General features: G+C 62.6%; 17 protein-coding genes. 8 read left to right on the top strand and 9 right to left on the bottom strand.

The genetic code is table 11. The annotated features are described in order from the left end of the window. Positions 1–87: 87 nt before the first annotated feature. The 3 genes from BUA36_RS28315 to BUA36_RS28305 form a co-directional block, all read right to left on the bottom strand. Positions 88–3327, bottom strand: a complete 3240-nt coding sequence (locus BUA36_RS28315; protein WP_072790346.1) for an efflux RND transporter permease subunit — start codon at positions 3325–3327, stop codon at positions 88–90. Between the two features lie 14 nt (positions 3328–3341). Then, positions 3342–4490, bottom strand: a complete 1149-nt coding sequence (locus BUA36_RS28310) for an efflux RND transporter periplasmic adaptor subunit (RefSeq protein ID WP_072790342.1) — start codon at positions 4488–4490, stop codon at positions 3342–3344. Between the two features lie 217 nt (positions 4491–4707). After that, positions 4708–5130: a divergent PAP2 family protein gene (locus tag BUA36_RS28305; RefSeq protein ID WP_072790339.1), complete on the bottom strand. Its 423-nt coding sequence runs from the start codon at positions 5128–5130 to the stop codon at positions 4708–4710. A 110-nt stretch (positions 5131–5240) separates the two neighbouring features. Here BUA36_RS28305 and BUA36_RS28300 point away from each other — a divergent pair, with 110 nt between their 5' ends. The 3 genes from BUA36_RS28300 (at position 5241) to BUA36_RS28290 (ending at position 7735) form a co-directional block, all read left to right on the top strand. After that, complete coding sequence (locus BUA36_RS28300; protein ID WP_072790336.1) at positions 5241–6299, top strand: DUF475 domain-containing protein; 1059 nt, start codon at positions 5241–5243, stop codon at positions 6297–6299. A 34-nt stretch (positions 6300–6333) separates the two neighbouring features. Next, positions 6334–6705 carry a DUF8785 domain-containing protein gene (locus BUA36_RS28295; protein WP_072790333.1) on the top strand — a complete coding sequence of 124 codons (372 nt, stop codon included), beginning with the start codon at positions 6334–6336 and terminating at the stop codon, positions 6703–6705. Between the two features lie 79 nt (positions 6706–6784). Next, entirely contained in the window at positions 6785–7735 is a 951-nt protein-coding gene (locus BUA36_RS28290) for a hypothetical protein (RefSeq protein WP_072790330.1), read from the top strand. A 97-nt stretch (positions 7736–7832) separates the two neighbouring features. Here BUA36_RS28290 and BUA36_RS28285 read toward each other — a convergent pair whose 3' ends face one another. Continuing rightward, entirely contained in the window at positions 7833–10148 is a 2316-nt protein-coding gene (locus BUA36_RS28285) for a coiled-coil domain-containing protein (protein WP_072790327.1), read from the bottom strand. Positions 10149–10244: 96 nt separating this feature from the next. Then, positions 10245–11225, bottom strand: coding sequence for a serine/threonine protein kinase (locus BUA36_RS28280; protein ID WP_229215743.1), 981 nt, complete (start codon positions 11223–11225; stop codon positions 10245–10247). A gap of 64 nt (positions 11226–11289) precedes the next feature. Between BUA36_RS28280 and BUA36_RS28275 the strand changes: the two genes are divergently transcribed. The 5 genes from BUA36_RS28275 (at position 11290) to BUA36_RS28255 (ending at position 17295) form a co-directional block, all read left to right on the top strand. Next, a complete protein-coding gene (locus BUA36_RS28275; RefSeq protein WP_072790322.1) occupies positions 11290–11985 on the top strand; it encodes a UPF0149 family protein in 696 nt (231 codons plus the stop codon). A gap of 68 nt (positions 11986–12053) precedes the next feature. After that, on the top strand, positions 12054–13376 hold the full coding sequence (locus tag BUA36_RS28270) for an Nramp family divalent metal transporter (RefSeq protein WP_084560391.1): 1323 nt from the start codon (positions 12054–12056) through the stop codon (positions 13374–13376). Beyond that, positions 13376–15559, top strand: coding sequence for a SulP family inorganic anion transporter (locus tag BUA36_RS28265; RefSeq protein ID WP_072790315.1), 2184 nt, complete (start codon positions 13376–13378; stop codon positions 15557–15559). The genes BUA36_RS28270 and BUA36_RS28265 overlap by 1 nt, the downstream gene beginning before the upstream one ends. A 57-nt stretch (positions 15560–15616) precedes the next feature. Beyond that, entirely contained in the window at positions 15617–16360 is a 744-nt protein-coding gene (locus tag BUA36_RS28260; protein ID WP_072790311.1) for a hypothetical protein, read from the top strand. Positions 16361–16419: 59 nt separating this feature from the next. Continuing rightward, a complete protein-coding gene (locus tag BUA36_RS28255; RefSeq protein WP_072790308.1) occupies positions 16420–17295 on the top strand; it encodes a cupin-like domain-containing protein in 876 nt (291 codons plus the stop codon). Here BUA36_RS28255 and BUA36_RS28250 read toward each other — a convergent pair. The 4 genes from BUA36_RS28250 to orn form a co-directional block, all read right to left on the bottom strand. Then, positions 17292–18266, bottom strand: coding sequence for a hypothetical protein (locus tag BUA36_RS28250; RefSeq protein WP_072790305.1), 975 nt, complete (start codon positions 18264–18266; stop codon positions 17292–17294). The two genes, BUA36_RS28255 and BUA36_RS28250, sit on opposite strands and share 4 nt — an antisense overlap. A 75-nt stretch (positions 18267–18341) precedes the next feature. Next, positions 18342–19202, bottom strand: coding sequence for an alpha/beta hydrolase (locus BUA36_RS28245; RefSeq protein ID WP_072790300.1), 861 nt, complete (start codon positions 19200–19202; stop codon positions 18342–18344). Positions 19203–19293: 91 nt separating this feature from the next. Next, positions 19294–20289 carry a DUF1176 domain-containing protein gene (locus BUA36_RS28240; protein ID WP_072790298.1) on the bottom strand — a complete coding sequence of 332 codons (996 nt, stop codon included), beginning with the start codon at positions 20287–20289 and terminating at the stop codon, positions 19294–19296. Beyond that, a complete protein-coding gene (gene orn, locus BUA36_RS28235; protein ID WP_202413857.1) occupies positions 20289–20885 on the bottom strand; it encodes an oligoribonuclease in 597 nt (198 codons plus the stop codon). The genes BUA36_RS28240 and orn overlap by 1 nt, the downstream gene beginning before the upstream one ends. Positions 20886–20906 lie beyond the last annotated feature (21 nt).

Genomic DNA, 20906 nt, shown 5'->3' with positions numbered 1-20906 from the left:
AAGACCTTGAAACCGAGCAGATGCTCTGCACATCAGCCACAAAAAAAGGGCCCGAAGGCCCTTTCCCGTACTTAATTAAAAATACTATTACGCAATTTTTCGCTCTTCTTCCACCGGGGCGGCGGCAGGCGTTTGCGGGCCGCCACGGCCGGTCAGCTTGCGCACCGCCTTGACGATCATGCGGTACACAAAGCGCACCAGCAGCAGCGTCAGCAGTGCTTCCAGCAGCGTCACCACGGCCGCCAGGGCCACCGGCTGGCGGGCGGCACGGTGGCGGAACTTGGCGCCCATGCTGTCCTTGGCAATCTCGATGCTGTCGTAGAAGGTGGGCACCATCAGCAAGGTCAGCAGCGTGGAGGTGATGGTGCCGCCAATAATCGCGATCGCCATTGGACGATAGAACTCACCGCCCTCGCCCAGTCCCAGCGCTACCGGGAACATGCCGGCGATCAGCGCGAAAGTGGTCATCAGGATAGGACGCAGGCGCATGCGGCCGGCGTACATCAGCGAATCCTCACGGCTGAAGCCTTCCTCCTGGCGCTTGCGGGCAGCGTCCAGCAGCAGGATCGCATTCTTCGCCACCAGGCCCATCAGCATAATCACGCCGATCAAGCTCATCAGATTAATCGTGCTGTTGGTCAGCAGCAGACCGATCACCACACCGATCAGCGACAGTGGCAGCGACAGCATCACCCCGATCGGCGCCGTGAACGAGCCGAACTGCATGACCAGAATCAGGTACATCAGGCCGATGCCGGCAATCAGCGCGATGCCCATGGCGCCAAACACTTCCTGCATGTCCTTGCCGGCGCCGCCCAGGGCCAGGCCGTAGCCTGGCGGGAAGTCGATGTCTTTCACCAGCTTCATGGCGTCCGTGGTCACCTCGCCTGGCGAACGGCCTTCGACGTTGGCGCTGACCGCGATCACCCGTTTGCCATCCTTGTGCTTGATGGTCGATGGGCCCTTGCCCATGGTGACGCTGGCGATCTGGTCCAGCGGCACCATCTGGTTGGTGCCCGCCACCGCGATCGGCAGGCGCTCGATGTTCTCGGCGCTGGTACGGTCTTCCGGCGCCAGGCGCACTGCCACATCGCGCGACTCGCCGGTCGGATCGACCCAGTCGCCCACTTCGATACCGGCAAACGCCACACGCAGGGCCTGCGCCGCATCGCCCGCCGCAATCCCCATGGAATTGGCCAGGCCGCGGTTCAGCTCAATCTGCAGCTCGTCCTTCGGATCCATTTCCGACAGGCCCACATCAACCGCGCCCGGCACCTTGCGCAGACGGTCCATGAAGGCATTGGTAATTTCCATCAGCTTGCGCGAATCGGTGCCGGTAAATTCAATCTGCACCGGTTTGCGGGCGCCGTTGCTGAGGTCGTCCAGCACCGTGTACTCGGCGCCAACCAGGCCTGCCAGCTTCTCGCGCAGTTCCTTGGCAACCTCAATCGCACCGCGCTTGCGCTCGGTCTTCTTGCCGATATCGACGTAGATACGGCCACCGCTCAGGTTGACGTAGCTATTGGTTTCCTTGGTTTCCTTGATGGTGCGGGCAATCACGGCCGCCTTTTCCAGCTTGAGGCGCGAGTACTCCAGCGACGACGACGATGGCGTCCGCACATCAATTGCAATCGTGCCCCAGTCGGAGGCCGGCACAAAGCTGGCGCCGCCGAATTTGGCTTGCAGCATGATCGCGCCCACAAAGGTGGCCATCGCAATCACGGCCATCGAGCGGCGGTGATGCAGCGCCCATTCGATCACATTGCCGTAGCGGTTGGCCTGATGGTCAAACCAGTGGTTGAACTTGGCGAAATACTTCTCGATGCCCTTGCGCGGCGCGTTATGGTGATCCGGCGGATCGCCCCAGAACGCCGACAGCATCGGGTCCAGCGTGAACGAGATCAGCAGCGACACGGCCACCGAGCAGGTCACCGTCAGCGCGAACGGACGGAACCATTCACCCGTGATGCCCGGCATGAAGGCCACCGGAATAAACACCGCCATGATGGAGAACGTGGTGGCGGCTACCGCCATGCCGATCTCGGCCGTGCCGCGCAGCGCGGCGGTGCGGCGGTCGGCGCCAAGCTGCATATGGCGCACAATGTTTTCCCGTACCACGATGGCATCGTCAATCAGCACGCCGATCGCCAGCGACAGGCCCAGCAGCGTCATGAAGTTCAGCGTAAAGCCGCACAGCCAGACGCCGATGAAGGCCGCCAGTACCGAGGTCGGCAGCGACAGCGCGGTAATCAGCGTCGAGCGCCACGAATTCAGGAAGGCGTACACCACAAAGATGGTCAGGCCGGCGCCAAACACCAGCGCCTCGATCACGTTGTTGAGGCTGGACTCGGCGTTTTCGCCATCATCCTGCGTGACTTCCAGCTTGGTGCCGGTCGGCATTTCCTTCTGCATTTCCTTGACCATGTCACGGATCTTCGCAGCCACGGTCACGGTCGAGGCATCGCGCGAGCGGGTCACGGAGATACCGACGTTGGGTTTGCCGGAGCGCACGCTGAGGCTATTGACTTCCGCGAAGCCATCTTCAATCGTCGCCACTTGCGCCAGGCGCACCAGCTCATCGCCATTGCGCTTGACCACCACTTGCTGGAACTCTTCCGGACGCTCGATACGGCCGACCAGGCGGATGCTCTTCTCATCCAGGTCGCCGCGCACCTTGCCGACTGGCGCATTGGTGTTCTGGTTGCGCAGCGCATTGACCACATCGCCTACCGAGACGTTGTACTCGCGCAGCTTCTCGGCTTTGAGCAGCACGCTCAGCTCACGCTTGAGCGAACCGTCGATGTTGACCGAAGCCACGCCGTCGATACTGCGGAAGCGGTCGGCCAGCTTGTCCTCGGCCAGGCGCGAAATTTCCGCGTGGGTTTGGGTGCTCGACGACAGCGCCATCTGCATCACCGGCTGCGCCGCCGGATCGATGCGCTGCAGGATGGGCTCGCGCATCTCGGTGGGCAGCTTGTAGCGCACGGCCGCAATCGCGTTGCGGATTTCGTCCGACGCTTCAATCAGGTTTTTGGTAAAGGTGAACTTGATGAAGATGCTGGCCGAGCTTTCCGACGCCGTACTATTAATCTCGGTCACGCCGGTAATCGAGTTGAGCGACTTTTCCAGGCGGTTGATGATCTCGCGCTCCACCGTCTCCGGCGAGGCGCCAGGGTATGGAATGTTGACCACGATGAACGGCACTTCCACGTCCGGGTTCTGGTTGACGCGCAGCTTGTTCAGCGCCATCAAGCCCAGGCACATCATGGCGACGATCAGCACGATCGTGGCGATGGGCCGTTTAACACTAAAATCCGATAAGAACATGGCTGATATCCCTTTTATTTAGCCGAAGCCACTGCCTTAGGCGCAGCGATTTCCACTTTCTGGCCATCCTTGAAACCGGAAGCCGGCACACGCACCACCATATCGCCCGCCTGCAGGCCGGTCAGCACCTGCCAGCGGCCGCTGCGTTCGTCGCGCGTGCCAATGGTCAGCGGCACCTTGGTCAGCGCGCCGCCCTTGACGCGCCACACATAATTGCTGTCGCCCGCCTGCACCAGCGCCGACGGCGGGATCATCAGCGACGACGCGGTCTGCGATTCAACGCGGCCTTCGGCGTACAGGCCGGCCACGCCGGGACGGCTGGCGTCGGCAAACTCCACCAGCACTTCCACCTGGCGCGTCACCGCGTTGGCAGCCGGGTCAACCCGCTTGACCTTGCCGTTAAAGCCCTGGCCGGGATAACCGTTCACGCGGAACAGCACCGGCTGTCCCACCTTGACCACGCCGATCTTGTCGGCCGAGACCATGCCTTCAAAGCGCATGCTGTTGGGATCGATCACTTTCACGAGTTCCTTGCCGACCGCAGCGGTATCGCCGTTGGACACCTTGCGGTCGCTGACGATGCCGTCAAACGGCGCGCGCACCACGGTGCGGGTCAGCTGCTGGCGCGCGGCCACCGAGCGCGAACGGGCGGCGGCCAGATCGCTCTGGGCATTGTTGCGGCGCACTTCCGCGTCTTCCATCGCGGTGGTCGAGACCATGCCCGAGGCCAGCAGGGTTTTCTGGCGCTCATACATGCGCTGGGTCTGGGCCAGCGTCTGCTCGGCGGCGCGGGTGGCTTCATCGGCCGAAGTCAGGCTGTCGCGGATCGAGGTTTCGTCCAGCTTCAGCAGCACATCGCCTTTTTTCACCGGCTCGCCATTTTCTTTGAGTACCTGAACTACAACCGCACTCACCTCCGCGCGCAGATCGGCGCGGCGCTCGGGCTGGATCGAACCGGTGATGACCGGGCCGGACGCCAGCGCATTGGATTCAACCGTCAAGGTATCTTCGGGCGACATCTGCAAGGTGACTTTCTTGTCGTCTTTACCTGCGGAAGCAGAGGCCGAAGCAGACGCTCCAGCTTTTTCAGGCTCCTTGGCTGACTTGCCGCATGCAACCAGGGCGGAGGCAATGGCGAGAGCGAGAAGGGTTTTGCGCAACATAAAGTTCTCCGAGAAAGTGGCACCTGGGGTGCTTTTAGAATGATCCAGACTACAGGGCGCAGAGTATCCGTGACCCACCTTTTCAGGTCAATCATAGTGCGACGGACGGTAGAATTTGTGGCTGAAACGCCAAATAGGAGGATAAACGGTAAACCGGCAGGCTGGCGCGGACGTCCAGCCGGACAGCGGTGCGGACAGCCCGCCCCGCCCAGGCAGCCTAGCCGCGGCCGAACACGGCGTGGATGATGTGGCCCATGATAATACCGGTGGTCAAGCCACCGGCGATTTCCACCAGCGTATGGCCCATGCGCTCGCGCAGCCACTGGTGGCCGCCATCCTCTTTGGCAAGCCGGTTGATGGCGGCGGCCTGCTTGCCGACGTGCTGGCGCAGGCTGTTGGCATCGATAATCACGATAAAGCACAACGTCACGGCAACGCCGAACGCCGGATGGCCGATGCCTTCGCGCAACGCGATCAAGGTCGCCATGCTGGACACCACCGCACTGTGGTTGCTTGGGAAACCGCCGTTACCGACCAGATTAAACGCCCATTTGCGCGCTTTGGCGCTATTAATCAGAAACTTGATCGGGCCCACCGTGATCCAGGTCAGCAGCGGGGTAACGAGGTAAGCGATGTCCATGATTGAATCCTTTGCATTTTTTGTGGCGACATTATGGCAGACGGTGCCCCAGCGGCGGAAGCAAGTAATATAAAATTCACCCCATCCTCAAAATTTCAATAAAGACAACGATGCAGCACTTCCGAATCTCCTTTGCCGTCACCTTCATCCTCATGGCCCTGGCGGGCTGGTGGGGCTACAACCACGGTGGCGTCAGCGCCATGGTGCAAGCGCTGTGGATCACCGCCGTCCTTGGCATCATGGAAGTGTCGCTGTCGTTTGACAACGCGGTCGTCAACGCCTCCGTGCTGCGCCACTGGAACGAATTCTGGCGCAAGCTGTTCCTCACCGTCGGCATCCTGGTTGCAGTATTTGGCATGCGCCTGCTGTTCCCGCTGCTGATCGTCTCGCTGGCCACCGGCCTCGGCCTGCTGGACGTGTGGCACATGGCCACCAACGCGCCGCAGGAATACTCGCGCTACCTGACTGGCGCCCATGCCCAGGTGGCGGCCTTCGGCGGCGCCTTCCTGCTGCTGGTGTTCCTGAATTTCCTGTTCGACGACCAGAAAGAACTGCACTGGCTGGGCTGGATCGAAGAAAAACTGGGCCAGCACGGCACCGAAAGCCTGGCCGTGCTGCTGACCCTGGCCGCAGTGTTTGCCTGCGTCTCGCTGGTTGCGGCCGAAGCGCAATACACCGTGCTGACCGCCGGCGTGGTCGGCGTCATCATCTACCTGGCCGTGGGCTGGATCAGCAGCCTGCTGGAAGAAGACGAGCCGGACGAGGACGACGACACCACCGAAGCCGGCGTCGCGCCGGTGGTGGCCGCCGTCGCCAAAGGCAGCATCGGCGGCTTCCTGTACCTGGAAGTGCTGGACGCCTCGTTCAGCTTTGACGGCGTGATCGGCGCCTTCGCGATTACCACCGACGTCGTGGTCATCATGCTGGGGCTGGCGATTGGCGCCATGTTCGTGCGCTCGCTGACCGTATTCCTGGTCCACAAGGGCACGCTGGACGAATACGTCTACCTTGAGCACGGCGCGCACTACGCGATCGGCATTCTGGCCGTCATCATGCTGGCCAGCGTCAAATACCACATTCCCGAATGGTTCACCGGCCTGTCCGGCGTGGCGTTTATTGCCGTCTCGCTGTGGTCATCGGTGCGCCACAAACGCCGGAACGCCGCGTGATAATATTCAAAACATTGCCTAACTCAGAACCACTATGACCACTTCCAAACGCATCCTGCTGTCCTTCATCGGCCTGCTCGCCGCCGCCGTGCTGCTGATGGCGGCCTACACCTGGGCCATGCTGCACGTCTCCTATTCCGAAGGCGAGCGCGCCGGCTACCTGCAAAAGTTCTCCACCCGCGGCTGGGTGTGCAAAACCTGGGAAGGCGAAATCCTGCTGACCTCGATGCCGGGCGCGATTCCCGAGAAATTCGAATTCAGCGTGCGCGACGAACAGGTGGCCAAAGACCTCACTGCCGCCACCGGCAAGCGCGTGATCCTGAGCTACGCCCAGCACAAAGGCGTGCCCACCCAGTGCTTTGGCGAGACGGAATACTACGTCACCAAAGTCGTGACCCAGCAGTAACCCCTACGCAAAACACGTACTGAAAAACAGCAAATATTGATTTCCAGTAGACTTGTTCTTTTGCTGGAAATCAAGTTATATGAAACACATCATTTGCGGCCTGCTGGCGCTGGCAGCGGGCGCCGTGTCCGCTCAGGAAGTGACTGGCTATGCCGGCGCGCTGCACGTCAACCAAGCGCAGGAGAACAGCTTCAGCGCCGGCGTCTCCTACTCCCACCCGGTCGGCCAGCACTTCGCGCTGAGCCTGAGCTACCTCAACGAAGGCCACCCGACCGACCACCACCGCGATGGTGTCGCCGGGCAGATCTGGGTGCGCACCGGCTACAACCAGCCCGGCTGGACCTTCGGCGCAGGGGCCGGCCAGTACTACTACTTCGACACCACCGAGCTGCACAATGCGGTCGGCACCCAGTACACCAACGACCACGGCTGGGCCGCCATTTACAGCCTGCAGGCGACCTACCACTATCCCGACAGCCGCTGGTACAACCAGGTACAGCTCAACCGCATCTCACCGACCGGCAAAGACGCGACCACCGCGCTGATGCTGGGCGTGGGCTACCAGTTCAACGGCGTCAAAGGCGACAAACTGCATGTGCAAGGTGCGAGCACCGACGAAGCAGTGACCGTCATGGCGGGCCAGGGCATCAACAACAGCCTGGACTCGGAGCGCGCCACGATCGCGGCGATAGAATACCGGCGCGCAGTGAGCCGCTATATCGACTGGACCGTCACCGCCATCAACGAAGGCAACACCGCGCAAAGCAAGCGCAACGGCATCGCCACACAGCTGTGGCTGATCCGATCACTGAATGAGAAAGTCGAGCTGGGGATGGGCGCAGGTCCCTACTTCACGGCCAAGGTGCCGGACGCGGAAGGCCAGCGCTCCCACAAAGCCGGCCTGGTGAGCATCGCCGGCCGCTACCACCTGGCCAAGCGCGTAGTGGCGGAAGCCGCCTGGAACCGCGTGGTCACTGACTACCACCGCGACGCCGACCTGCTCCTCATCGGCCTCGGCTACAGCTTCTAAACTCCGGGGTCAGGTCCGTCATTTCTACACGAGCTCTGCCGTAGTCACGTGACTACGGCAGAGCTCGTGTAGAAATGACGGACCTGACCCCGGATTGTTAGCGGGCGCGCCAGACGGCTTGGGTGGCGTCGGCTGCCGGCGATTGGCGGGCGGCTTCTTTGCGGGCGCGGGCGTCGTCCAGCGTGGCGATCACTGGGCTGTTGTCGGCGGCCAGGGCGGCTTCGGCGGCGACTTTGGCTTCGACGGCGGCCAGTACTTTCTGGGCGGCAGCCAGGCGGCGGGTTTCCAGTGCCAGCAGCTGTTGCTTGGTGGCGGTCATCGCGGCGGTGGTGTCGGCGACCTTGCGTTGCATCGCGGCGTGGGCTTGTGCCGCTTCCAGCAAGGCTTTCTGCGCGGCGACTTTGTCGGCGGCGGCTTGGGCGGCGGCCTGCTCTGCTTGCGCGCGTTCTTGCATCAGTGCGGTTTCGGCCTGCTCATCGTCGGCGCGCTGGCGGGCGCTGGCGGCGAGGTTTTTCTCGGCTTCCAACCGGCCGGCAATCGCTTGCGATGCGCGCGCTTCCGACGCCGTGGTGATGCGCTGCTGGGTCAGCTTCTGGTCGATCAGCGCCAGCGATTTGCGTTCGGCTTCGACGAATTCACGTTCAGCTTGCAGCAGCTCTGCTGCCTTGGCGGCTTTTTCCTGCTCGGTACGGGCGCGCTCGGCGTGCACCACGCCCAGTTCGACCGCCAGGCTCGCTTGCACCGCCAAGGCTTGCGCAGCGATGGCTTTCTGTTCGGCTTCCGCCGATACCTGCTGCGCCATCACGCGCGCGGCTTCGGTTTCACGCTCGGCCGCTGCGGTGAGACGTTGCTCGGCTTCCTGTTGCTGACGGAACGCCGCAGTCTGGGCACGCTCGGCGGCGACGCGCTGCTGCGCGGCTTCGGTGGCGCGCTGTTCGGCGTCCAGTTTCTCTTTCAGCGAGATGATGGCTGACTGCTCGGCGGCCGCGCGCTCCTGCTCGGCCTTGAGCAGTGCAGCAGCCTGTTCTGCACGCTGTGCAGCAACGGTATTGGCGGCGTTCTGCGCTTCGACGTGCTGGGCCAGCGTGGCGACGGCTTGTTGTTCGGCGGCGTTCTGGCTGGCGGCCAGTTCGGCAGCGGCCTGCGACAGTGCGGCACGCTCGCTGGCCAGCATGGCAGCGCGTTGCTGCTCCAGGCTGTCCACGCGTGCAGCTTCGGCGGCGATGTCATCGGCGGCCTTGCGCAGCTTGGCCTGTTGCAACGCAGCGGATTCGGCCTCGACTTTGGCATGGGTGGCGATCTCGGCCTCTTCTTCCGCTTGGACCCGCGCCTGGGCGACGGCGCGCAGCTGGTTGTCGACTTCGATACGCGCTTCGGTCGCGGCCAGGATGCGCGCGTCGGCTTCGCGGCGCGCTTGCGCGCTGGCGGCGGCAACGGCTTCCAGGCGTTCGCGGTGGATGGCCGCGTCGCGGATTTCTTTTTCGGTTTGCAGGCGCAGGCGCAGCGATTGCGCGGCGCTGTGTTCGGATTCGGCCTTGGCCAGCGCGATCTGTTCACGCTCCTGCTCCAGGTGCGCCAGCGCACGCGCTTCTTCCAGTGCGCGCACTTCGGCCGCGGAACGGTTGAACGCCGATTCCAGCGCGATCTGATCCGCACGTTCGCGCTGCTTGGTCAGTTCCAGCGCTTCCGCTTCCGCTTCGGCCAGCTGCTGCGCGGTCTGGCGTGCAGCATGGGCGTGACGTTCACGTTCGCGCGCCAGCGTGGCGACACGCGCATCGGCCGAGGCGATCCCCACCACTTCATCCTTGGCGGCCTGGACGGCAGCGACGCGCTCCGCGGCCTGCAGGCGCGCTTGCTCAGTCTGGACTTGCAGTTCTTCTGCTGCGCGCGAGGCTTGCAGTGCCAGCTCGGCTTCGGTGGCCATGTGTTCTTGCGCGCGCTTGCGGTTTTCGCCTTCAGCTTTGGCGCGTTCTTCGGCAGCCTGGCGGATCTGATTGTCCGCCTCGGCGCGGGCGCGCAGTTCGGCAGTTTCCTGTTTGACGGCATCCAGACGCGCGACGCTGGCCTGCGCCGCCGCGCGCAGCGATTCCAGCCGCTCTTTGTTGGCAATGATCGCCTCTTCCGACGCCTGGGCATTTTGCAGCGCGACCGCCGCCGCTGCCGCATCCATGGCTGCGCGGTCATCCGCCAGCGCCCGGGCGCGTGCTTCGGCATGCGCCCGGCTTTCGGCAGCGCAGGCGGCCTTGGCTTCCGCTTCAACGCGCGCGATGGCCTCCTGGATGGCTTTCATTTCCATTGCCGCACGCGGCAGCTGGGCCGGGCCGGCGTCCTCGGTCTCATGCAGTGACAGCATGGGCAGCGGCAGCAAGTCGTGGTCGGTTGCGCGGTCTTGTTTGTCCAGTTGTGCTTGCATGAGAACTCTCGCTAGAAAAGGATTTCTGAGCACTCATTATCATGTAGCAACCAGACAAGCCTAGCCGCAAGCAGACACGGAAAAACCCGCTATTTCTTAGATTGGCAGCGGCGGCTCGTCCATGAGCGCGACCTGCTCGCGCAGCTCCAGGATGCGGTCCTGCCAGTAGCGCTGGGTGTTAAACCATGGGAAAGCCGCCGGGAAGGCCGGGTCGTCCCAGCGGCGCGCCAGCCAGGCCGAATAGTGAATCAGCCGCAGCGTCCGCAAGGCCTCGACCAGATGCATCTGGCGCGGATTGAATTCGCAGAAGTCCTCGTAGCCGGCCAGGATGTCGCCCATCTGGCGCACCTGTTCGGCGCGCTCGCCGGACAGCATCATCCACAAGTCCTGGATGGCCGGCCCCATGCGGGCATCGTCAAAGTCGACAAAATGGGGGCCGGCATCGGTCCACAAAACATTGCCACCATGGCAATCGCCGTGCAGACGCAGCTGCGGCAACGCGCCCGCCCGGTCATAGCTGCGGCGCACGCCATCCAGCGCCTGCTGGGCGATGGCGGCATAGGAGGCTTTCAGGTCCAGCGGAATAAAGTCGTTCGCCTGCAGGAATTCGCACGGCTCGGTGCCAAAGGTATCGATATCGAGCGCCGGACGATGTTGAAAAGCCCGCGCCGCGCCCACCGCATGGATGCGGCCGATGTAGCGCCCGGTCCATTCCAGCACGGACGGATCGCTCAATTCCGGCGCCCGGCCGCCATGGCGCGTGAATACGGCAAACCGGAAGCCGTTGAACTGGTGCAGCGTGCTGCCATGCAGCGCCAGCGCCGGCACGACGGGGATCTCGGCCGCCACCAGCTCCTGCGTGAACGCATGCTCTTCGAGGATGGCCTCGTCGCTCCAGCGGCCGGGACGATAGAACTTCACCACCAGCGGTTTGTCGTCTTCAATGCCGACCTGGTAGACACGGTTTTCATAGCTATTCAGCGCCAGCAGGCGGCCATCGCCGCGCAGCCCGATGCTGTCGAGGGCGTCGAGCACACAATCGGGGCTCAACGCGGAATAGGGGTGTTGGACTGTCATAAGCGCCATTGTACGGGGCGCGGCGTGTATACTGTCGGCTTCCACCAAATAAAAAGAGCACGCTATGCAACTCGATCAGCCCTTGAGCGAAAAAGAATTCGACGAACTGGACAGCTTCCTGCTGTCCGACCGCACGCCAGAAGATGCGATGACCATGGACATGCTGCATGGCTATCTGACGGCCATCGCCATCGGCCCGGAATCCATCATGCCATCCGAATGGCTGAAGAAAGTCTGGGGCAAGGAAGACACCGACATCCCGTCCTTCAAGCACGAGAAGGAAGAGCAGCGCATCATCCACCTCATCATGCGCTTCATGAACGAAGTGCTGGTGACGTTTGAAGTGGCGCCGAAAGAATTCGAGCCGCTGTTCGTCGAGCACGAGCACGAAGGCCAGACCCTGATCAACGCCGAAGCCTGGTGCTGGGGCTTCTATGAAGGCATGGACCTGCGTCCAGGCTCGTGGCAGCCGATCTGGGATTCGGAAGTGGCCGACCTCATGCGTCCTGTGTATCTGCTGGGCGCGGATGAAATCGAAGAAGAGGAACTGGCGCTGGTAGAAGATCCGGTCAAGGCCCACAAGCTGGCGCTGGAACTGGAAGCCAACCTGCCCAACATCTACAAGTTCTGGCTGCCACGCCGCAAGGCCGCCGTGGAAACCGTCAAGCGCGAAGAACCAAAGGTTGGCCGCAATGACGATTGCCCATGCGGCAGCGGCAAGAAGTACAAGAAGTGCCACGGCGCCGAATCGGCAGAGTAAGCGGCACAATGACAGAGGCAGCCGCCTCGCATCTAAAGTAGAATTTAGGCATCATTTTCAGGATGCCTATGTTCTCGTTCAAGCTGCCCACCACCGCGACTGCGCCGTTCTGCCCTTCTGAAGTCGCGGGCACCGTCGCGGTGCCGGAAAGCGATCCCTTCTGGAAGAAAGTCCTGCGCTTTGCCGGCCCCGGCCTGCTGGTGTCGGTCGGCTATATGGACCCGGGCAACTGGGCCACGGCGATCCAGGGCGGTTCGCAGTTCGGTTATCAGCTGCTGTTTGTGGTCGTGCTGTCCAGCCTGGCGGCGATTGTGCTGCAGTGTTTGAGCATGCGGCTGGGTATCGTCACCGGCAAGGATCTGGCGGTGCATTGCCGCGAGCAGTACCCGCCCGCAGTCGGCAAGGCGCTGTGGGGCTTCGCTGAAATTTCCATCATTGCCTGCGATCTGGCCGAAGTGCTGGGCTGTGCGCTCGCGTTCAAACTGTTGCTGGGCGTGTCGCTGCCGGTCGGCGTGGCGCTGACCGCGCTGGATACGCTGATTGTGCTCGGCCTCAAAGGCAAAGGCTTCCGCCAGGTCGAGGCCATCGTGCTGGGCCTGATCCTGACGGTCGCCATCTGCCTGTTGGCCGAACTGGTTTTCGTGCAGCCGGACTGGCACGCGGTGGCCGCCGGCCTGGTCCCTTCCCTCACCACACTGTCGCAGCGCGAGCCGCTGTACCTGGCCATCGGCATCCTGGGCGCCACCGTGATGCCGCATAACCTCTACCTGCATTCGTCGGTGGTGCAGACGCGCGTGGTCGCAAAACATGACAGCGCCAAACGCCAGGCCATCAACCTGTCGCGCATCGATACGATTGTGTCGCTGCTACTGGCCTTGCTGATCAACGGCGCCATCCTGGTGCTGGCGGCGGCCGCGTTCTATCAGCCGGGCAACGACCGCATGCTCGACATCGACGATGCCTACCGCCTGCTGGAGCCGGTCGCCGGCACGGCGTTGGCCGCCATCCTGTTTGGCCTGGCCTTGCTGGCGTCGGGCCAAAGCTCCACCTTCACCGGCACCATTGCAGGGCAAGTCATCATGGAAGGCTTCCTGAAAATGAAGATCCCCTGCTGGCAGCGGCGTGCCATCACGCGCGGACTGGCCTTGGTGCCGGCCATGATCGGCGTGCTGGTGCTGGGCGAGCATTCGGTCGGCAAGCTGCTGGTGCTGAGCCAGGTAGTGTTGAGCATGCAGCTGCCGTTTGCCATGTATCCGCTGGTGAGCCTGACCTCGCAGCAACGCATCATGGGCAACTTCGTCAACGCCTGGTGGACCATGGCGCTGTCGTGGTGCCTGTTTGCGATCATCTCCGCCGCCAATGCCTGGCTGGTGTGGCAGGCGTTGGCCTGATGCGCCCGGCCATCAGATTGCAGCCGCCGCCGGCCAGCGCCGGCACGCTACCGGCGAATATCGGCGCCGGGCTGTTGTCCTCGGTCGTGATGCTGTGCTACGCGCTCAGCTATGCGGCGCTGATCTTCAGCGGCGACCTGGCGCAGTACCAGCATGCGGGTGTGCTGGTCACGCTCATGAGCTGCGTGGTGGCGGCGTCGGTGATTGCACTGTGCAGCTCGATCAAGTTTTCCATCGGCGGACCGGATGGCAACTCGGCCGCCATCCTGGCCGGCATGGCCAGCGGCATGGCGGCGGACATGACTGTGCCGGGCGGCGGGCATGACCTGCTGATGACACTGCTGGCGGCTTTGGCGCTGAGCTCACTGGTCAGCGGCGCGCTGCTGTATGGGCTGGGCGCGGCCAGAGGCAGCACGCTGATTCAGTTCCTGCCGTATCCGGTGATGGGCGGCTACTTGGCGGGTACGGGCTATCTGCTGCTGGCGGGCTCGTTCCGTGTGCTGACCGGCGAGAATCTGCACTGGTCGCACCTGGGCGCGCTGGGTGAACTGTCGTGGCTGGCCTGGCTGCCCGCTGTGGTGGTGTGCGCCGTGCTGCTGACCGGCGCGCGCTACATCAGGCGCTTCACGCTGGTGGTCCCCATCGGCATCGGCTCGGGCTTGCTGGTGTTCTTTGCGGGACTGGCCCTGACCGGCATGACGCCCGAACGGGCACGCCATCTGGGCCTGCTGTTTGAAAGCGTGCCGCTGTCGGCGCTGCAATTGCCGATGTCGCTGCCGCCAGGGCAGATCGACTGGGCCGTCATCGCCCACCACCTGCCGGAATTTTTTGTGGTGGCAGCCGTCTCCGCGCTGACCATCCTGCTCAACGCCACGGGCGCCGGCCTGGCTTGCCAGCAGGACCCCGACCTGAACCAGGAGATGCGCGCGGCCGGCCTGGCGAATCTGCTGTGCGGCGCGCTGGGCGGGATCGTCGGCTACCAGTCGCTGAGCCGCACGCTGCTCAACCGCCGCGCGGGCGCCTCCGGCCGCAGCAGTGGCCTGGCGGCTGCGGCGGGCTGTCTCATCGTCATCGCCCTCTTTCCCGGCCTGATCGGCTGGATGCCCAAATCCGTGCTGGTCGGCCTGCAACTGTATATCGGCATCGGCCTGATCCGCGAATGGCTGGTCAATTCCTACCGCAAGCTGGGGCGCGCTGAATACCTGCTGATTCCGCTGATCGTGGTGGTGATCGCCGTGTATGGCGTGGTGTCCGGCGTCGGACTGGGCATCATTGCCGCCTGCGTGCTGTTTGTGGTCAAGTATGGCCGCATCAGCGTGATCCGCAGCGAGTTTGACGGCCGCACATTCAGCTCCAACGTCGAGCGCTCGATGGCGGATACGGCGCTGCTGCGCGCGCATGGCGACCAGGTCGTTGGCGCCAGCCTGCACGGATTCCTGTTCTTCGCCACCGCCAATTCGATCTTGCAGCATGTGCGCGCCCGGCTGACGGCAGGCCTGGCGCCGCGCTTCGTCGTGCTGGACTTCCGCCGCATCGACGGCCTGGACGCCTCTACCTCCGTGAGCTTCATGAAGCTGCGGCAGATCTGCGATACCGCAGGCGTCACGCTGGTGCTGACCGCCCTGCCGGCCGATGCGCGTCAGTTGCTTGCCCGCGCAGGCATGTTCAGCAAGACCGTGCAGGACTTCGGCAGCCTGGACGCGGGCATGGAATGGATCGAGGAACAGATCCTGGCGACTTTCCCGCATCAGCAAGGCACGGCGGCCGGACTGCAGACCCACTTCACGCGCGCTGCGCTGGCGCGGCTCAATGCGCAGCTGGTGCCGCGCCAGCTGGCGGCCGGCGAACTGCTGTTCACGCGTGGCGATCCTGGCGATGCCGTCTACATTGTCGAATACGGCCGTGTCACCGTCTCGCTGCCGATGACCAACGGCGACGCCCTGCGCCTACGTTCCTTCGGCGTGGGCACCATCGTTGGCGAGATGGCGCTGTACACCCAGAATCCCCGCAGCGCCGACGTCCGCGCCGATGTGCCGACCCTGGTGCGCAGCCTGTCGCTGGCAGCCCTGCAACGCATGGAAGCGGAAGACGGCGACACCGCCCAGCAATTCCACCGCTACGTCGTCAACACGCTGGCCTCACGCCTCGCCATCACCAACGAAACCATCCGCGCCGCTTACTGAGTTCGGCAAATCAAAGACGTCACATGCCGCCCTTACGTGGTAAAACTACTCAAAGATATGAAGACAGAAAAAGACGCCATCAAAATGCAGGACTACGAAGTTCTGTGCGACTATCTAACAAAAAATTTTGAAGCACTACAGCATTCAAGCAGTAGCGGGACGGATCTCGAGTTTCCTGATTTTGATTTGATGCCTTTTGATTATCTTGAATTTGCCGAACAAGAGCTCACTCATGGGACAACTGCTGCTCGCATTAATTGCGTTTCGAACCTGAAACGCGCCACGGAGTGTGAAATGGATACCTTCATCCATATTCTGGGGCTGTCCAACATTCTTAAAAGTTTTCCCAGAAAACTGGATTTTTTCTCCAAAACCGGCCTGCTCTCATCCCGCTCCCTCGAAAAACTAAACAGAATCCGCAACAAAATGGAGCATGAGTACGCGGATCCGAACCTGGCAGAGATCGACGCGTATTTCGACTTGGCGAGTGGATTTATTCATTCGCTAGAGGGGTATATCTTCATGCTAGGTTCTCACAAGGAGCAGGAGTGGGAGCGGAAAGATATACCCGACAAGGTAGCCCTCAGAATAAAACTAAACCAGACACCCCCTCAGATTACATTCCAGATAGCAGGTGGCCGTACGATCACATTTGATGCCAAGCACTTCGACACATACTTACAAGGTCTTGAAATCTATTTCCTCATATGCAGAGCAACAGCACTTCTTAGCGCAGACTATGTCATCTACAAGTTAAACAGAAATAAGTCTCCCAATACTGGTGGCCGATATTCGCGATAAAGATCAGCGGCATGACTTGGACTATCGCGTAAAATAGATGCCCCATCAAGGAAGGGCTTATGTCGAAAGAAGTATCAAACAAGCTGCCGCCGCGTATTGTGCTATCGCCGGAGGAAGCGGCGGCCAAGAAGCTGGCGCTGGAGGCGCGCGATGCGCAAGTGCGCGGGGTGGCGTCGATTCACGCCATGCGCGAGCAGATCAAGCAGGCTTCGCGTAGCCTGGCAACCATCCAGGAAGTGCCACGCGTGCGGGCCATGAATGCGGCGGCGTTCCGCGAGCGCGCCGCGCAAGGTTTGCCGTTTCTGATCGAGGGCATCGTCGGCCGCTGGTCACTGACCGCGCAAGCGCCCGGCATTCTGCGCGAGCAGTACAGCCATCTGCACGTGCGCGCCCGCGTTGGCGACTACATCGGCACCGCGTTTGCCGCCGACCGCGCGATGGCGGACATGACGATGGCCGAATATCTTGACCTGGCCGCTGCCACGGAAGGCTTGCCGCCCTACCTCGGCAACCTGGAACTGCGCGAGCTGAACCGCATGTGCCACTGGCCCACGTATTTCGACAAGATGGGACCGCCCCGCTTCTGGATCGGCCCGGCCGGCACGGTGACGCCGCTGCACTGCGATTACGACGACAATATCTTCGCCCAGATCTGGGGCACCAAGCGCATCTTCCTGTCGCCGCCGCATCACGACGAATTCATCTATCCGCGTGAAGCGAACCCGATCCTGTTTGGCTCGCCGTTCGATCCGGAGGCGCCGGACTACACTCAGTTTCCGCTGGCCCGCCAGGCCACGATGATCGAAGTCATCGTGCATCCTGGCGACATGCTGTACGTGCCGGCCGGCTGGTACCACCAGGTGCGCGCGCTGACGTTCTCGCTGTCGTCCAACCGCTGGGCCAGAGGCGTGCCCTTCGTGTTGCGTGGACTTTAATCCGGGATCAACTCCGCCGGCACGTTGTACACAAAGGCCTTGCTGTCGAACATGACCTTCCAGGTCTTGCCCTCCACCGGCACGCCGTACTGCGATCCTTTGACGGAAACAGTGAGCGGACCTGGTTGCGCACTCACCACGGGCGCGGTAGTGTAGCTCCAGCGCACGCGCTCACAGCGGCGCGGCTCGTTGTCCGAGAGCGCCTCGGCACTCATGACGTCTTCATCCGACGCGTTCTCGGGCAGGTTCTCGTATTGCTTCATCTGCTTTTGCCACGATTCATGCTCGGCATTGGCCTGCGCACAATCCCCCGGATCAGATTCCGCCGACGCCTTGAAATTGGCCAGCACTGCAATCGTGTCGCCATGCGGCGCCAGCATGACGTTGTTGACGCTCACCCGGTCCTGCTTGGGATTGGTCGCATCCTGGGTCTTGATCACCCAGGCCCAGGTATTTTCCGACAAGGCCTCAAAGCGCACTCTTTCGGGCGTCACCGGCACCGGACTGTCGTAGCGGTGCGGATCGCTGATTTCCACCAGGCCGTCGCCGCCCTTGCCGTCCGAACGGATCTGGAACACGCCATAAAAACTGCTCTGGCTGGCGCCGAGGCCGGTGCCGCTGACGGCAAAGTACAGCTCGTCGCTGGCGCCCACCGCTTCAATGCGCGCCTGCTGGATCACACGGACCAGGAAGGGCTGGTTGTTTTCATCCACATACACCCAGCCTTTTTTCTCGGGCGAGTACTTGCCGTAGTTGCGGGTCATGGACTCATCGATGGAAGCGGTCTCGTCAATCTTGACCAGCACCGGCCCTTTATTGGCCTTGTAGAAGGCCGCCACGACCAGCAGTATCGCCAGCACGCCAAGCGTTGCCAGCGCGTACAGCACGTAGCGTCCCCAGCGAGATTTCTTTTTGACCGGCGGCGGCTCGGTAGGCAGGACGGGCGGAGAGGGTTCCAGGATATCGGACATGGTTTTCGCAAATAAATATTGGTAAGTTGATATTTGCGAAATGATAATTCCAAAAAGAAAATCGCGGCGCGCGATTCAGGGCCGCTGTACAAACGCCGCCACGTCCTCCAGGGCCGGCGATAGCCAGCGTAGCGGCGTGGCAAAGGTCGCGATCAGCGTGGTGTGGCTGACCTTGTCGTAGTACAGCTCCTGCACCGGTACGTGCTGCGCGCGCAGCGCAGCCGCCAGATGGGCCGTGTTACGCGTGGGATTGACCAGCTTGTCGCTACGCGCCGCGATCAGCAACGCCGACGGGCTGGCCGCAGTGACGTGATGGATGGGCTGCGACTCAGGCGGCGTAGCAGGAAAGTGAAACACCGGTTTGGTGGTCGGATTTTCGATCGGCAGGAAATCATACGGCCCGGCCAGGCCGATCCAGCCGCGCAGTGCGGAGGGCGTCATGCCCTGCTCCGCCAGCCAGCGGCCATCCAGTGCGATCATGGCAGCGTTGTAGGCGCCAGCGCTGTGGCCCATGACGAACAGGCGTTGCGGATCGCCGCCATAGTGCCCGGCCTCGCGGTACGCCCATGCCACCGCTTGCGCCGCATCTTTTAGAAAGTCGGGATAGCTCACTTCGGGATACAGCCGGTAATCGGCAATCACGGTGACGATGCCACGCAAAGCCAGCGCACGGCCGACAAACGCATAGTCTTCGCGCTCGCCCGCGACCCAGTTACCGCCGTAGAAAAACACCACCACCGGCGCCGCGCCATGCGCATCACGGGGCTGGTAGACGTCCAGCTTGCGGCGCGGGCCGTCGCCGTACGCCAGATTGGCCGTGCGTTCGGAGGCCGTGCCAGGCGTGAGGGCATTCAGCGCGGTAAGCGGCGAACAGGCAGCCAGTACCGCCAGCAACAGCGGCACTGCAGCCAGCAGCAGGATGGAAGACCGTGTCATGGCGGCGAGGGAGGCAGTTTAAGATGCCCTACTGTAGACCTGCACCTGCCGCTTCACCGTGCGCCACAGCACCACCAGGGCGCTACCGGCCTCAGTGTTTCGCAGTCCAGCGCCGCAGCATGAAGCCGCCGCCGGGCATGCCACGGCATATCGGCCCTTCCGACGACTCCAGCAGTTTGAAGCCGTCGGCAGTCCACAGCCATTGATCGAAGCTGCCGCAATCGGCCAGCCCGCGCCCCTTGGCAAAGGAGCTCAATACGCCTTTGTCGAACGACGGCTCGATCAGCATGTCGTCGGGCTGGCCGCCGCTGACGGTCGGCAGCACGACGCGCACCGCCTTGTACGGCGACTTGTCGCTCACACGCCAGATGCCATACGACGCCTGATAAGCGCCACGTGTGCATTCACGGAACACCAGCACTTCGCTGGCGGAGAGCCGGTAGATTTCGCTGTTGCGGCGTTCGTCCGCGTTGGGCGCATCGGCATCGCAGTCCGCATCGCGCAGCACTTTCAGGATCGCCGGCAGCAGCTTCTGGTCGCTGTCGCGCGACGCCAGCACAGGCGCCGCACGTAGCACGGGCGCAGGCAGCGCAGCAGGTACGGCGCTGGCCGGCTTGAGGCCCGGACGCGCCAGCGCGGTCACGGTCAGCACCCGCCCCTGCAGATCATCGATCTTGAGCAGCGCCGCCTTCATGCCGGCCAGCGACAGTTCCCACTGATGTTTGGTATCGGTGACGATAGCGCTGTCCGCCTCCTTCATGGCCGGCAGCAGGCGCGCGATCTGTTCCGCGCTCAGCGTCCCATCCTGCTTGATGCCACTCACGGCCACCTTGCCGACACGGATGCTGTACGGGCCAGTGCCGTCCTGCTCCGACTGCGCATCGATACGCACGGTGACCGGTGCATTGCCGCCGGCATCGCGCGCCAGCCACATGGTCACCGGCAGCTCGGCGTCTTCACGCTGATAGCCGACCGCCTCGCAGTGCCGCGTGTTGTCGCACGAGACAGCCCAGTCGCCATAGGAAAACTGCTGCGCCGACGCGCCAAGAGAGGTCAAGGCGCCCAGCGCCAGCAGTAGCGCCTTCATCACAGCTTGATGAAGTGCTCGCGGTAATACTTCAGTTCTTCGATCGACTCGACGATGTCGGCCAGCGCGGTGTGCTTCTGCGCTTTCTTGAAGCCGCTGACCATCTCCGGCTTCCAGCGCTTGCCCAGCTCCTTGAGCGTCGATACGTCGATATTCCGGTAGTGGAAGAAGGCTTCCAGCTTCGGCATGTAGCGCACCATGAAGCGGCGGTCCTGGCCGATGGTGTTGCCGCACATTGGCGCTTTGCCTTTTGGCACCCACAGCTTCATGAACTTGATCAGCTCTTCTTCTGCATGGGCTTCGGTCACGGTCGACGCTTTGACGCGGTCTACCAGGCCCGAGCGGCCGTGCGTGCCCTTGTTCCAGGCATCCATTTTGTCCAGGGTTTCATCCGACTGGTGAATGGCAAACACCGGACCTTCGGCCAGCACGTTCAGGTGCATATCGGTGATGACCATGGCCACTTCGATAATCCGGTCGGTGTCCGGCTCCAGGCCGGTCATTTCCATATCAACCCACACCAGATTGAACTCGTTCTGGCGCGGCGTCGCAGGAACAGCGGCGGAACCCTCTGGCAAATCAGTAGCTTGTGACATAATTCTCTTCTCTTGGCTAAA

It is taken from the genome of Duganella sacchari (assembly GCF_900143065.1).
GTDB lineage: Bacteria > Pseudomonadota > Gammaproteobacteria > Burkholderiales > Burkholderiaceae_D > Rugamonas > Rugamonas sacchari.
This window is presented reverse-complemented; position numbering and strand designations above follow the sequence as displayed.

What these genes read in the sequence shown, in the direction of transcription:
- BUA36_RS28285 (WP_072790327.1), bottom strand. Translation starts at nt 10,148, where the DNA reads ATGCAAGCACAACTGGACAAACAAGACCGCGCAACCGACCACGACTTG.
- BUA36_RS28305 (WP_072790339.1), bottom strand. Translation starts at nt 5,130, where the DNA reads ATGGACATCGCTTACCTCGTTACCCCGCTGCTGACCTGGATCACGGTG.
- BUA36_RS28250 (WP_072790305.1), bottom strand. Translation starts at nt 18,266, where the DNA reads ATGTCCGATATCCTGGAACCCTCTCCGCCCGTCCTGCCTACCGAGCCG.
- BUA36_RS28255 (WP_072790308.1), top strand. Translation starts at nt 16,420, where the DNA reads ATGTCGAAAGAAGTATCAAACAAGCTGCCGCCGCGTATTGTGCTATCG.
- BUA36_RS28310 (WP_072790342.1), bottom strand. Translation starts at nt 4,490, where the DNA reads ATGTTGCGCAAAACCCTTCTCGCTCTCGCCATTGCCTCCGCCCTGGTT.
- BUA36_RS28265 (WP_072790315.1), top strand. Translation starts at nt 13,376, where the DNA reads ATGCGCCCGGCCATCAGATTGCAGCCGCCGCCGGCCAGCGCCGGCACG.
- BUA36_RS28240 (WP_072790298.1), bottom strand. Translation starts at nt 20,289, where the DNA reads ATGAAGGCGCTACTGCTGGCGCTGGGCGCCTTGACCTCTCTTGGCGCG.
- orn (WP_202413857.1), bottom strand. Translation starts at nt 20,885, where the DNA reads ATGTCACAAGCTACTGATTTGCCAGAGGGTTCCGCCGCTGTTCCTGCG.
- BUA36_RS28260 (WP_072790311.1), top strand. Translation starts at nt 15,617, where the DNA reads ATGAAGACAGAAAAAGACGCCATCAAAATGCAGGACTACGAAGTTCTG.
- BUA36_RS28245 (WP_072790300.1), bottom strand. Translation starts at nt 19,202, where the DNA reads ATGACACGGTCTTCCATCCTGCTGCTGGCTGCAGTGCCGCTGTTGCTG.
- BUA36_RS28270 (WP_084560391.1), top strand. Translation starts at nt 12,054, where the DNA reads ATGTTCTCGTTCAAGCTGCCCACCACCGCGACTGCGCCGTTCTGCCCT.
- BUA36_RS28295 (WP_072790333.1), top strand. Translation starts at nt 6,334, where the DNA reads ATGACCACTTCCAAACGCATCCTGCTGTCCTTCATCGGCCTGCTCGCC.
- BUA36_RS28275 (WP_072790322.1), top strand. Translation starts at nt 11,290, where the DNA reads ATGCAACTCGATCAGCCCTTGAGCGAAAAAGAATTCGACGAACTGGAC.
- BUA36_RS28290 (WP_072790330.1), top strand. Translation starts at nt 6,785, where the DNA reads ATGAAACACATCATTTGCGGCCTGCTGGCGCTGGCAGCGGGCGCCGTG.
- BUA36_RS28300 (WP_072790336.1), top strand. Translation starts at nt 5,241, where the DNA reads ATGCAGCACTTCCGAATCTCCTTTGCCGTCACCTTCATCCTCATGGCC.
- BUA36_RS28280 (WP_229215743.1), bottom strand. Translation starts at nt 11,225, where the DNA reads ATGACAGTCCAACACCCCTATTCCGCGTTGAGCCCCGATTGTGTGCTC.
- BUA36_RS28315 (WP_072790346.1), bottom strand. Translation starts at nt 3,327, where the DNA reads ATGTTCTTATCGGATTTTAGTGTTAAACGGCCCATCGCCACGATCGTG.